General features: G+C 69.0%; 17 protein-coding genes and 1 pseudogene. 13 read left to right on the top strand and 5 right to left on the bottom strand.

Annotated elements, in window-relative coordinates; all coding sequences use genetic code 11:
• The first annotated feature begins 530 nt into the window (after positions 1-530).
• From ACFYW9_RS37450 to ACFYW9_RS37435, 4 genes and pseudogenes are all read left to right on the top strand, one after another.
• A complete protein-coding gene (locus tag ACFYW9_RS37450; protein WP_389159552.1) occupies positions 531-1,124 on the top strand; it encodes a hypothetical protein in 594 nt (197 codons plus the stop codon).
• A gap of 143 nt (positions 1,125-1,267) precedes the next feature.
• Positions 1,268-1,471 (top strand): hypothetical protein, encoded by a 204-nt coding sequence (locus ACFYW9_RS37445; protein WP_389159551.1) that lies wholly within the window; start codon positions 1,268-1,270, stop codon positions 1,469-1,471.
• Between the two features lie 3 nt (positions 1,472-1,474).
• On the top strand, positions 1,475-2,011 hold the full coding sequence (locus ACFYW9_RS37440; RefSeq protein ID WP_389159550.1) for a DUF6879 family protein: 537 nt from the start codon (positions 1,475-1,477) through the stop codon (positions 2,009-2,011).
• Positions 2,008-2,852 (top strand): annotated as a pseudogene (locus ACFYW9_RS37435) (helix-turn-helix domain-containing protein). Before ACFYW9_RS37440 ends, ACFYW9_RS37435 begins: the two are co-directional and overlap by 4 nt.
• 45 nt (positions 2,853-2,897) lie before the next feature.
• Here the strand turns inward: ACFYW9_RS37435 and ACFYW9_RS37430 are convergent.
• On the bottom strand, positions 2,898-3,632 hold the full coding sequence (locus ACFYW9_RS37430) for an alpha/beta fold hydrolase (RefSeq protein WP_389159549.1): 735 nt from the start codon (positions 3,630-3,632) through the stop codon (positions 2,898-2,900).
• An 80-nt stretch (positions 3,633-3,712) separates the two neighbouring features.
• Here ACFYW9_RS37430 and ACFYW9_RS37425 point away from each other — a divergent pair, with 80 nt between their 5' ends.
• Together ACFYW9_RS37425 and ACFYW9_RS37420 are read left to right on the top strand one after the other, a co-directional pair.
• Entirely contained in the window at positions 3,713-4,687 is a 975-nt protein-coding gene (locus ACFYW9_RS37425) for a helix-turn-helix transcriptional regulator (protein ID WP_389159548.1), read from the top strand.
• A 36-nt stretch (positions 4,688-4,723) separates the two neighbouring features.
• Positions 4,724-4,909, top strand: coding sequence for a hypothetical protein (locus ACFYW9_RS37420; protein ID WP_389159547.1), 186 nt, complete (start codon positions 4,724-4,726; stop codon positions 4,907-4,909).
• 52 nt (positions 4,910-4,961) lie between these two features.
• On the opposite strand, the gene ACFYW9_RS37415 is transcribed toward ACFYW9_RS37420, so the two are convergent.
• Positions 4,962-5,159, bottom strand: a complete 198-nt coding sequence (locus ACFYW9_RS37415) for a hypothetical protein (RefSeq protein WP_389159555.1) — start codon at positions 5,157-5,159, stop codon at positions 4,962-4,964.
• A gap of 402 nt (positions 5,160-5,561) precedes the next feature.
• Here ACFYW9_RS37415 and ACFYW9_RS37410 point away from each other — a divergent pair, with 402 nt between their 5' ends.
• The 7 genes from ACFYW9_RS37410 to ACFYW9_RS37380 all read left to right on the top strand — a co-directional run bounded on the left by ACFYW9_RS37410 (position 5,562) and on the right by ACFYW9_RS37380 (position 9,928).
• The gene (locus ACFYW9_RS37410) at positions 5,562-5,978 is read left to right on the top strand and encodes a hypothetical protein (RefSeq protein WP_389159546.1); all 417 of its coding nucleotides are present in this window, start codon (positions 5,562-5,564) and stop codon (positions 5,976-5,978) included.
• A 134-nt stretch (positions 5,979-6,112) separates the two neighbouring features.
• Positions 6,113-6,679: a DUF4352 domain-containing protein gene (locus ACFYW9_RS37405; protein ID WP_389159545.1), complete on the top strand. Its 567-nt coding sequence runs from the start codon at positions 6,113-6,115 to the stop codon at positions 6,677-6,679.
• An 86-nt stretch (positions 6,680-6,765) separates the two neighbouring features.
• On the top strand, positions 6,766-7,302 hold the full coding sequence (locus tag ACFYW9_RS37400) for a hypothetical protein (RefSeq protein WP_389159544.1): 537 nt from the start codon (positions 6,766-6,768) through the stop codon (positions 7,300-7,302).
• A 94-nt stretch (positions 7,303-7,396) separates the two neighbouring features.
• Positions 7,397-8,128, top strand: coding sequence for a DUF6879 family protein (locus ACFYW9_RS37395; RefSeq protein WP_389159543.1), 732 nt, complete (start codon positions 7,397-7,399; stop codon positions 8,126-8,128).
• Positions 8,129-8,138: 10 nt separating this feature from the next.
• Positions 8,139-8,978, top strand: a complete 840-nt coding sequence (locus tag ACFYW9_RS37390; RefSeq protein WP_389159542.1) for a helix-turn-helix domain-containing protein — start codon at positions 8,139-8,141, stop codon at positions 8,976-8,978.
• A gap of 87 nt (positions 8,979-9,065) precedes the next feature.
• Positions 9,066-9,530: a hypothetical protein gene (locus tag ACFYW9_RS37385; protein ID WP_389159541.1), complete on the top strand. Its 465-nt coding sequence runs from the start codon at positions 9,066-9,068 to the stop codon at positions 9,528-9,530.
• Positions 9,527-9,928 (top strand): hypothetical protein, encoded by a 402-nt coding sequence (locus ACFYW9_RS37380; protein WP_389159540.1) that lies wholly within the window; start codon positions 9,527-9,529, stop codon positions 9,926-9,928. Before ACFYW9_RS37385 ends, ACFYW9_RS37380 begins: the two co-directional genes overlap by 4 nt.
• 569 nt (positions 9,929-10,497) lie before the next feature.
• Here the strand turns inward: ACFYW9_RS37380 and ACFYW9_RS37375 are convergent.
• The 3 genes from ACFYW9_RS37375 to ACFYW9_RS37365 all read right to left on the bottom strand — a co-directional run bounded on the left by ACFYW9_RS37375 (position 10,498) and on the right by ACFYW9_RS37365 (position 11,839).
• The gene (locus ACFYW9_RS37375; RefSeq protein ID WP_389159539.1) at positions 10,498-10,842 is read right to left on the bottom strand and encodes a WhiB family transcriptional regulator; all 345 of its coding nucleotides are present in this window, start codon (positions 10,840-10,842) and stop codon (positions 10,498-10,500) included.
• Between the two features lie 29 nt (positions 10,843-10,871).
• Entirely contained in the window at positions 10,872-11,036 is a 165-nt protein-coding gene (locus ACFYW9_RS37370; protein ID WP_389159538.1) for a hypothetical protein, read from the bottom strand.
• Between the two features lie 125 nt (positions 11,037-11,161).
• Positions 11,162-11,839, bottom strand: a complete 678-nt coding sequence (locus ACFYW9_RS37365) for a GGDEF domain-containing protein (RefSeq protein ID WP_389159537.1) — start codon at positions 11,837-11,839, stop codon at positions 11,162-11,164.
• Between the last annotated feature and the right edge of the window lie 13 nt (positions 11,840-11,852).

The raw sequence follows: 11,852 nt of genomic DNA, 5'->3' as shown, positions 1-11,852 counted from the left end.
CGCTTCCGCACACCAGCCGATGTCGTGATGTTCCTTGCTCCCGACCCCACCCAGACCAAGGTCAAAAAGACGAGTTAAAGATCTGCACACCCTTAGCCCCGACGACGAGCCCCGCCCGACGCCGACCGTCACGGTCACCGAGATCTGGCCCGAGCGACCCGAGGTATCAACCGACCTCCCGGACGCGGCTGTCGACGACGGTCTGACCGACATACCCACGCCCGCCGTCTGCACCGATGCGGACGCCCGCGGAGTGGTCCCCCGGGACCGGTGGACGCCCTGCGGCCAGCTCCTCGGCTACTTCGACGACTCGGCCACGCCGCCACCTGGTGCACCTGTCGCACCGTGAGAGCGACGAACGCCTCCGCTTGATAGCCGGGAGGCGGCGTTCGTCATGCCGTCCAGACTCCACAGGAGCGTCAGCACGCGCCAGATCCGCCACCCCATAGGTCACATGTTGAGCACATCGCCCCGAAGCGGACAGGCCCCGAAGGATGATTCCTCTTCAGCTCGCACGTCCAGGGGGAACCATGCACACCCGCACGACCACGGCGCTCACCGCCGTCCTGCTGCTCACCGCCACAGCCACCGCATGCAGCAGTAGCTCGACCGACAACAAGCCGCGTACCGCCAGTGCCAAGACCACGAGCGGAGCGACCGCATCCACCGCTGCCAAGACCAGCCCGCTCAAAATCGGGACCGGCCACCACTGGTCCGACACCGACACTGACGGCAGCCATATCAGCGGCACCACGACCGTCAAGGGCTACACCCAGCCGATAAAGATGGACGGCTCCCTCTCCCATGGCCTCTCCGACTTCGAGCATCCCGTCTGGGCCACCCTCGACGTCAAGCTCTGCGCCGACTCCAGCAGCACCACAGTGATGTCCTCCCAGAAGCCCTGGACACTCGGCTTCCCCGACGACACCCGCATCCAGGCTCCGTTAGTCAGTGGGGCGGGAGTACCCAAGCCCGAGTACCCCGTCGACAGCGCCGCCGTGACGCCCGGCTCATGCCTCCGAGGGAAGATCACGTTCTCCATGGAGCGCGGCACCCGCCCCGACCGGATCATTTACGGACCCGAGGGCCGGGATCCCGTCGAGTGGTCCGTACCCAAGGCGTAGACGAAGGCCGTCTGTGGATGCTCCGAGGTGATTGCGCGCAACCGAAAGCGGGGCCCGGCTTCCCGCAATCCGCCGCAATCCGGCAGCAGCGCCGCGGAATCCCACGCATCCTGAGACCCCAACCCGGTCAGACGGAGGACGAGATGACGCTCAGGTTCCTCGGCACCACCAGCGACGGCGGCGACTGCCCCACCCTGTACGAGGTCGAGGAGACGGGAGACATCGTCGTCCAGGGCGACAAGCTCACCAACCCCGAACACCTCGAGCAACTGCGGGACGTGAAGGACTCCGAGACGTTCGTCGTCATCCCGCGCGAGCTGCTCACCCGCTTCGCGCCGAAGGAGTAGCCCGTGCCGGAGGTGATCCCCTTCAAGGAGATCGCGCACGTCTTCAAAACCTTCGAGCACACCGCTTGGAGGCTGGAGACCCGACGCGGCTACGCCACCGACCGAAGCAGCGAGACGTGGGCGCGGTGGCAGGCCGGCGAGGACGTCGCCCACGACCCGCCGGACGACTGGCGCCGCAACGTCGCCGAGCAGACCGCGCGCGGCAAACGGTTCGGCCGCGTGCGCGTCGTCGACCAGCCGCTCACCGAGGGGCAGCAGTTCCTCCTCGCCCGCGCGCCGAGCAACGTGGCTGCGGGCGACGAGGTCCGCTACCTGCTTCGCGCGGACGCGGTCCGGCTCGGCCTGCCGGACTTCGACTTCTGGCTCATCGACTCGCGTACCCTGCTGCGGTTCGTCTTCGACGAGAAGGACACCACCCTCGGGGTGACCGTGTCGCAGGAGCCGGCCGACGTCCTCGGCGCCTGCCAGGCCCGGGATGCGGCCTGGCATTACGCGATCCGTACCGCCGACTTCGCCCGGCGGGTAGCTTCCACAGTGTGAGCACCGACTGCCAGTCCGCCCGGGTCGCCCTCGGTGCGCGCCTTCGGGAGCTGCGCACCGAGGCCGGGTTGGACGGCAAGGGCATCGCCGAGCGCCTCGGCTGGCAGCGCTCCAAAGTGAGCCGCCTGGAGAACGGCAAGCAGACCTCGAGCAGTGACGACTTACGGCTGTGGGCCGAGGCCGTCGAGCGCCCGGACGTCACGGCCGAACTGTCCGGGCGGCTCACCGGCCTGGAGACGCAGTACCGGTCGATGCGCCGGCAGTTGGCCAACGGGCACCGCGCCCGCCAGGAGCAGGCCGTCGCCGAGACCGAGCAGAAGCAGATGATCCGCGGCGTGGAAGTCGTACGGATCCCGGGCCTCTTCCAGACCACCGAGTACGTGCGGCACGTGTTCGCCGCGAACGCCGCGTTCCGGCAGGTCCCCGACATGGACATCGAGGACGCCGTGCGCACCCGTATCCGCCGCCAGGGCGCCTTGTACGAGCCGGGCCGCTCCTTCCCATGCTCATCTGGGAAGGGGCCCTGTACGCCCTCACGTGCCCGCGCGAGGTGATGGCGGCCCAACTGGACCGGCTCGTCTCCCTGATCGGCCTGGACACCGTGGAGCTCGGCATCGTGCCGTTCTCGGCACAGCTACGGCGCAGCCCCTCGCACGGCTTCTGGATCTACGACCGCCGGTTGGTCATCGTCGAGACGCTCAGCACGGAGATGTGGCTGGACGGCGAGGAGAACCTCGCTCTGTACGAGCGGGCGTGGGAGTGGCTCGCAGAGTCCGCGGTCCACGGAGCGCCGGCGCACCGGCTGATCGGGCGGGCACGGGCCGCGCTGAACCTGTCGTGAGCAACCGGCGGCAACACCCCGGCTAGCGCTCGCAATCCAGCGCGGTCAGGAGACGGCCGCATCGAGGATGCCGGCGAGTTCGGTGGGCGCGGACAGCATCGGCCAGTGCCCGGTGGGCAGGTGGAAGCGCCGCCACGGAGGCTGGTTCAGGAAGGCCAGCATCGGCACCCCGGCGTCCAGCAGACCCTTGAAGTCATGGCAGGCGATCAGGACCCGGTCTACACCGGAACCGAGCTCGGCCAGGCTGGCGAGGCGCTGGGTGTAGGTGCCGAACGGCTGAGGGGTAGCACGCGAGCGCAGAACGTCCCGCCGGCCCTCATCGAGCCCGTCGAGGCTGCTGGACAAGCCCAGGACCTCGAGCGGCGGCATCGGCAGCCGCCACCCGTCGCCAGAAGCGGAGACCTGGTGACGCAGCTGGTCCGCTGCCTGCGGTGGCATGAGGTCGAGCATGCACATGCCTGCGGCGAACGGGGCGCTGTCCACGTAGACCACGCGCTGCAGCCGATCGCCGAGACGTCCGGCTGCCCCGGTTACCGGGGCAGCCGCATAGCTGTGGGCGACCAGCGTGACGTCGCGCAGATCATTCCGTTCGACGAATCCCGTGATGTCCGCGATGTGCGTGTCCAGGTCTGTCTGGGGGCCACCCTGGTCTGCGTGTTCGGCCAGTCCGGTCAATGTCAGCGGCAGCGCCGTGTGACCGCGCTCCCGCAGAGCGCGGGCGGTGTCTTCCCAGGCCCATGCCCCGAGCCAGGCGCCGGGAACGAGTACGAAGATGGCCATGTGATCTCCCTGAAGTGAGGTGCTGCGAGGAGCGTAAAGTCGATACAGGACAGAATCCGCCCTGAAATGCCGAGGGATCCATGTCGCATCCCCTGACCCGTGTGCTGACCCTGCTGGAACTCCTCCAGTCACACGCCCAGCTCACCGGGACGGAGCTGGCCGACCGGCTGAACACCGACGTGCGCACCGTGCGCCGGTACACCGCCCACCTGCGGGAGCTGGGCATCCCCGTGGAGGCCGAACGCGGCCGCTACGGCGGCTACCGACTGGCCCGCGGGTACCGGATGCCACCTCTGGTCCTCACCAATGACGAGGCTCTCGCCGTCGTCCTTGGCCTGCTCGCGGCAGAACGTCTGGGCATGGGGACGGCCGCACCGGCCAGTGCCGGTGCCCTAGCCAAGATCGAGCGGGTGCTCCCGCACACCCTGCGTGAACCGCTCGCCGCCATGCGGGAGACCCTGTCCTTCACCGCCAACGCCGTGATCGGGCAGGCACCCGGAACCGGTGTCCTGCTGGCACTGGCCCAGGCTTCCCGCGCCTGCACGACCGTCGGTATCAACCACCAGTCCTGGCGCCAGGAACACACCGAACGCGACATCGACCCCTACGGCGTGGTCTTCCACACCGGCCGCTGGTATGTCGTCGGCCACGACCATCTCCGCGACAGCCTGCGGACCTTCCGCATCGACCGCATCACCTCCGTCACCGCCCGAGCCGACAGCTTCACCACCCCCGACGGTTTCGACCCCGTGGCCCACCTGACCTCGACGCTGGCCCAGGCGCCCTACCGCTGGCAGGTCGAAGTGACGATCCATGGCGCCCTCGATGAGATCGCCCGCCGACTGCCGCGCTCCGCTGTGACCCTCACGGCCCAGCCCACCGGCGTCCTGATGTACGCACGGGCAGAACGGCTGGACGGCATGGCCCACCTACTTGCCTCCCTGGAATGGCCCTTCACCATCCACCATCCCGACGAACTACGGCAGGCGCTCAAGGATCTGGCCGACCAGCTCATCGCAACCGCCCAACGGAGGCCGGAAGAACTACCGCAGTAGGCCGTCCCGTTCGTTGTCGCCGCGGTCAAGGGCGTAGTGAAGCCCTGGCTCGCCGCCGCATACGCCGTGGGCGAGATCGCCATCTTCTCGATCGCGTTCGTCATCAGCCCCAACCCGGATGACAAGAGCCCGGTGCCCGGATTCCTGATGGTGCTGCTGATCGTCACCGCAGCGACGCACACGGCGCTGCTCGACAACGACAAGGTGAGCGTCGGGAAGTGACGGAGAGATAGCTGCGCCCGGCCGGTACAGGACTGGCCGGGCGTTTGTGCGTTCAGTGCTCCCACGCGTCCGGGCCGCCGCCCCGCCACTCGATCAGCGTCGACGCCTCCACCCACGCCGGGGCCGGATCGTCCAGCCCGGCCCGCCGCAGGAACTCGGCAATGTCCCGCAGGTTGAACGCCAGCCCGAGGATCTCCCCGTCCATCCGCACCCGCCGGCCGCCCTGCTCGTCGGGCGGATACACGATGATCGGCAACACGCTCGTGAGGCCAGCGTTACGCGCCGCAGGTCAGAGCGCATCCGGGGCTACTCCGGGCAGTCCTCCCGCTGACCCGGCACCGTAATGTGGCGGGTCGGGGAACTCGGGCCCCAGAGCGTGACGGTGCTGGGGCGGATGGGGCGGCCGCATCGATTGCAGACGGCGACGGTGGGCGTGCCCTTGGCCATGATCTGCCTTCCTAGGTGAGAAGTGTTTTCGCCCCATAGGTCAGCGCAGACGCGCCGGACAGGATGCGGCTCCGATCTTTCTGGGACCGGAGCGCAGCTCACCGAGTTCACCCCTCCACCAATGTCACAACACGGACACCACGGACACACGCCCCGCCCTCCTCTGCGCATGATGACCGTTCAGCTCAGAAGCCCAGGGGGGACCATGCGCACCCGCACCATCGTCGTGGCCATCGCTGTCACGCTCGCCGCCGCGCTCGCCGGCTGCAGCAGCAGCGACGACGACACCGACGCCAAGCCCACGCCCAAGCCCACCGCGAGCAGCGAGCCCAGTGTCGACGTGAGCGCCGCCGAGAAGGCGGTCGGTATCCCGTCCGAGCCGACCGGTGTCAAGCGCGCCCAGCTGCTCCGCGCTCTGGCCGCCGCCAACCCGGGCATCGTGAAGTACGAGGACAAGGCGATCGACGCCGCGCGCAACCAGTGCAGCGCGATCAACGGCGGTAGCGCCAAGGTCGACTGGGCCGCCTCGCAGCGGTTCTCATACAAGGACGTCACCACGACCGAGGCCCAGGGCAAGCAGATCAACGAGGCGCTCAAGGGCCTCGGCTTCTGCAAGGCCTGACACCAAGTCCTGCGGGGAATTGCTGCTCTCCCGCACCGCTGTCACTCGTGCGAGTGACAGCCCGGACGCACGCCCCACACCGGGCCGCGGCTTCGCCCATGATTCCCCCTCGGCACCAACCACCATGGGGGACCATGCGCACCACCGCCGTTGTCGTCGCCTGCCTGCTCGCCGCAGGCCTCACCACCGGCTGCTCCTCCGGCAACCAGGAGGAGCCAGCCACGGCGCGCGCCTCCGATACGGAGTCGGCCAGCCCCACGAAGAGCTTCACCCCGTCACCCAGCCCGGACAGATTCAAGCTCGGCGATACGGCCAACCGCGCCGCCGACGGCCTGAAGTGGACGGCGGCCGCGCTGTCGTTCAAGGACTCAGGGATCAGCAGCAGCCCGGGGCTGCTGGACGACGGGCAGAAGTGGGCGATGGTCGAGATCAAGGTGTGCAACACGGGTGGGCCGGCGTTGTCGACAAGCCCTTTCACCTGGACGTTGGCGTATGCGGATGGCTCGCGGGTGGAAGCGACGCATGTGAGTGGTGGGGTGACGCCAGGGCCCCTGTATCCGCAGGACACGAAGCTGAAGGGCGGGGACTGCGTGCGAGGAAAGGTCACGTTCCAGGTGCCGTTGAAGGGGCGCGCCGCGCGGGTGATGTACTCGCCGTCGGACCTCGACGAGCCGATGGAGTGGGCGGTCCCGAAGCCGTAGTCGAGCGCGCTGTGCAGTCAGCGGGTGCAATGGGGCCTGAATAAATTCGCCCGCCTTGTCCCTATTTGGAGCCGTAGCATCGCGCCATGACAACGGATGCCACCTCCCGCGAGCGGAACCCTTTCCTCGAAGCCGTTGGCCGGGTAACCCTCGCGGGTGCGGAACTCGACATCAGCCTGAAGGGCCTACTCGGTGCGATCGTGCTCGAGCCCACGCTGATCATGTACGCGAACAGCCAGAACACCAGCAAGCTCATCGAGTTCTGCAAGCTAGCTCTCAAGGTCGGACACTTGGCAGACGAGGATGTCGCTGAGATCTCCGGATGCCTCGGCCGGGCCGAGAAGTGCCGTGATCGCCGCAACACCATCGTGCACGCCATCTACGCGCTGGCCGAGTCTGGCAACGGCGTCGAGGCGATGAACCCGATGGGTAAGAAGCTCGGGTACCGCGTGTCCTCCATCTCCGTCGAGCAGATGGAGGCGCTCACCGATGAGGTAGCCGTGCTGCGCGACGATATGTTCCGCGCAGGGTGGAACGCACGTGCCGGAAAGATGCCTGGCATGCGCCCGATTCCTCCGCGTACCTCCGGGCAGACCGTCAACGGGGTCACTCCCAAGAAGTAGCCGATGCGCGCCCGTCGGACGTCTAATGGGCGCCCTGTCGGATCCGCTGCGTAACGGGCTACGGTGCGCGCCACCGTCTACCTGAGGGGACCTCATGACCCGCAAGCTGTGGAAAGTCGGCACGAACTCCGGCAACGACGGATGCCCCACCCTGTACACCGAGCCCGGCAGCGACGCCTACGTCGTGCAGGGCGACCCGGTCACCGACCCCGCCGAGCTCGCGCAGCTCGACCTCGGAGAGGGGGAGACCGCGGTGACCGTGCCCCGCGAACTGCTCGCCAACTTCGGCCCGAAGGAATCCGTTCACGTGCCTCAGCCCATCAGCTTCGCCGAGTTCGGCGGCATGTTCACCACGCTGAAGGACTCCGCGTGGAGGCTGGAGACGCGCGGCCGGTACGCCGAGGACGAGGTCACCGATACCTACCGGCAGTTCACCGCCGGCCAGCCGGTGACGTGGGACCTCGACGACCCGTGGTGCACCAACCGCCGCGAGCAGACCGCGGCCGGGAAACGGTTCGAGCGGGTGCGGATCCTCGACGAGCCGCCCACTGCCGGGCAGCGGTATCTCCTCGACAACGCGCGCCGGAACACCGCGGTGGGCGAGGAGATCCGCGTCCTGGCCCGCAGCCGGGCCGATGAGCTGGGTCTCCCGCGCGAGGACTTTTGGCTCTTCGATGCCCGCGTCGTCGCCCTGCTCCACTTCGACGAGGACGACGTCATGACCGGGGTGGAGCTGATCACCAACCCCGTCGAGGTTCTCCGCTACGCCCAGGCTCGCGAGACTGCCTGGCACTTTGCCATGCCGTACGACCAGTTCAGCGGGTAGCTTCCCAAGGGTGAGCACGGACTTCCAGCAAGCCCGCGAGGCGCTCGGCCGTCGGCTCCGTGAGCTGCGTGGCCAGCGCACTCAACGGGACCTGGCGGCCGCGCTGGAGTGGCCGCAGGCCAAGGTCTCCAAGCTGGAGACCGGGCGGCAGACCGTCACCACGGACGACGTCACTGCGTGGGCTGAGGCTTTAGGTGCCCCGGAGACAGCCGCCGAACTCGCGGCCCGGCTCCAGGGTCTGGAGACGCACACGCGGTCCTGGCGGCGTCAACTGCGGGCCGGACACCGCCCGGTGCAGGACGTCCTCACCATCGAGTACGAGCGGTCCACGGAGCTGCGGGCGTGGCAGGGGGCCATGGCCGTCGGGCTGCTCCAGACTCCGGACTATGCGCGCGCCGTGTTCACCCGGTACGCGGAACTGCACCAGTCGCCGCGCGACGTCGAGGACGCTGCGCGCGCCCGGGTTCGGCGCCAGGATCTCCTCTACCAGCCGGGGCGCACCTTCCACCTCCTCATGTGGGAGGCAGCCCTGCACGCGGGCGTCGCCCCGCCGGACGTCCTCGCAGCGCAACTGGACCGCCTCGGCAGCGTGATCGGCCTCGACACCGTCCGGCTCGGGATCATCCTCTTCGGCGCGCAGCTCGGCGTCCCGCCGGCCAACGCCTTCTGGCTGTACGACCAGCGCCTCACCATCGTCGAGGACTGGCATGCCGAGTTGTGGCTGAACGACACCGAGAGCTGCGCCCTCTACCGGCGCGTATGGGACACCCTCGACCAGGCCGCGGTCTACGGGACGCACGCCCGGCGTCTGATCGCCCGTGCGCGGAGCCAGTTCACGGACCGCCCGTAAGCATCACGGCGAATCGCCGAGGAGCGCGGTCGAATATTCGCGAATCAGACCGGACTCTGATTCTCGCCGATCACTAACTTACTGGTCATGGCCTTACACCCTGCCCCGTATGCACGGCAGGCGGGACAGCACTGGCTCCTCGCCTGCGCCGACACACCCGCCGAAATACGGTCCTTGTGGGACGCGGACGAACTCGGCCCGTTCCCGGTCGGCGGCCACTGGGTGGTCGCCGAGACCACCCTCGCGCGAACGATGGACGCCCTCAAGCGCATCGATCCGCACCGGCGCGGCCCGGTCCTGTCCGACGTCACCCAGGGCCTCGCCTGGTGGCTGCTCCCGCCGACCCTCGGCGAGGAGCTGGACGACGTCTGCACCATCACCGTCCACCCCCGCGGCTGGGTGCTGCGCTGCCCGCCCGTGCTGTACCCGGTGCGGGGCCGTGTCTGGCTGGAGCGCCCGGACGGGACCGGACGGCTCACCGACCCTGTCCTGCTCGGCGCTGCGCTCGGTCCCGGCGGCGGGCCACGACTTCCCGCGGAGGCATTCGCATGACCCTGACCTCAGCCGAGACCACGGACGGCGCCCTCCTCGAAGGCTGCGGACAGAGGCTGATCAAGTCGGTGGCGTCCGTCGGCGAGCGGGCGGCCGCGCAGGCCCTCGTCGAGGAAGAGACGATCCTCGCCCGCGAGAACGTGCAGCGAGCGCTCGGCCTCCTCGATGTACCCAGTTGGTCGGAGGTCCGGTGGGAGGGGCTGATGGGCCGCGTCTACGGCCTCGGCCTCGACGAGGAGCAGCGGGCGTTCCTCGGCCTCGTCCTGTCGATGGTCGGCATCGGGCACGTTCCCTTGGCCGCAGTGTCCGACCTCGACGAACGGCGCCTGGCGGTGATGCTGCGGGCGGTCGCACGGCTCGCGGGCAACGACACCCTCGCGGTCGGCACGCGTATCTGAACTCTCGCAGTCGGCCCCGTGACGGACTCCTCCGTCACATCCACCTGGAGCTGGCGGAGCGGCACCCGGGGATGCATGTACAGACCCGTGGCGCGGTCGTACCCGAGCGCCTGAACGATGGTGCCGTCCGGGCGCACGACGGGGGCTGTGACGATCCCGCGCAGAGGCATGAGCGGCCAGTCCCGACGGCCGAGGACGGGGCCGCAAATCTTCGGCATCACCAGCGCCCGGTCTTCCTCATGCCCTTGCGCGAGCTCGTGGTTGGTGACCGTGCAGGGCATGATGAGCTCGTCGATGCGGTCTTCGGTGGGGAAGACGACCAGTTGGAACGCGGCGGTGGTGCCGTGGAGGTCGTCGGGCAGGGTCTGGTCGTGCAGGTATCCGTCCAGGACTATCGCGGGGTCGTCCATGACTGTGCCCTTCTACGCGGCGCCGGCCAGGAGCCGGGCCCGGTTGCGTTGCTGCTGGACGGGGGTGGTCGTGCGTCGTCGCGGCATGGGCCCGTTGAGCTCGCGGTCCATGCGCACGATGCGGGCCTGGCCGACGGTGAGCGGGGTGTGCCGGGCTGCCTAGCGCTGCTTGCGCAGCCGCTGGTCGTGGTCGGCGACCACGGCGACCCAGTCCGCGCCAAGACGGTCGGCGAGCCGTCGCCGCAGCACCCTGCGCTGGCGGGGGATGGTGCCTGCCCAGATGCCTTCGGTGGTCAGCGCCGGATTGGCGAGTGCCCATTTCAGGCAGGCGGTCGCAATCGGGCAGGCCGTGCAGGCAAGCTTGGCCTGTTCGGCTCGTGCCGAGTCGGAGTCACCGACGTCGTAGGCGAAGAGCTGCGGCGTGGTACGGCAGGCGGTGGGGGTGGGGGAGTAGGGGAAGGGGAAGGGGATGCCGGGCTCGGGGGTCTGGGTGGATCGCCTCATGACAGAACTCTCCAGAAGAGTGCGGACTTTCAGGCGTGGTCGTCGTTGTCGCGTGCGCACTTGGGCTGCGTGTCGGACGCGAACCTGCCGAGACGTGCCTCGGCGGGGTTCGCGCTGATCCAGCTCTCCGCGCAGGCCTTGTGGACGGGCTCGCCGTAGTGGGAGCGCATCGAGGTGGGCTGCTTGCACAGCACACAGGGGAGGTTCTGCCAGCGGTCAAAGGGACGGTTATCCCGCCAGTCCAGGAACTGACCGGGAACCGGTATGAGGCCGGGTTCCCACAGCGGCGACGGCCTACGACGTCGCCGGGCGGGCGCCTTCATCCGACAGGCAGGTGCGTACCGGGACGGCCCGGGCGACGCCCGTGAACCGTGGGCATGTAGGCATCCTGTCGCGTTGCGGTGTATCCGGCCGGCTTCTCACGGGTTTTCACCCGGTACATCGCCATATCCGCGCCGCGCAGCAGGCGTGAGGCGCTGGCCGCGTCGGGCAGGTCTACGGCACGCGCAACACCGATCGACACTGCGGGGCGCAGGAGGTGCCCGGCAATGTCGACGGGCTGCTCCAGGATGTCGCGCAGCCCGGTGATCTCACGTGCGATCACCGTAGGAGGTAGCAGAAGGGCTGCGCCGAATTCGTCGCCTCCCAGGCGTGCCGCCATCTCGCTCCGGCCTGCCGCCCACGCACCGAGTCGGTGGCCGATGGCGGCGATGAGGATGTCGCCGGCAGCGTGCCCGAGGCTGTCGTTGACGGCCTTCAAGCCGTCAGCGTCGGCGACCAGGACGTGCAGCTGCTCGCGATGGCTACGGGCGAGGCGCTCGATGCGGTCCGTGAGAACGTCGCGGCCGGGCAGGCCGGTCAGAGGATCGCGGCGGGCGGCGTCGAGCTGGCGGCGTACGCGGACGTCGTCGGCGAGCAGCGCGGCCAGCGCGAGCGGCACCGTGGCCGCGAGGATCACTGTGCGGGACCGCTGACGTAAGAGCGCGGCAGCAGGCATAGTGGGTCTCCTG

The organism is Streptomyces sp. NPDC002698 (genome assembly GCF_042888945.1).
Taxonomy (GTDB): Bacteria; Actinomycetota; Actinomycetes; order Streptomycetales; family Streptomycetaceae; genus Streptomyces.
This window is presented reverse-complemented; position numbering and strand designations above follow the sequence as displayed.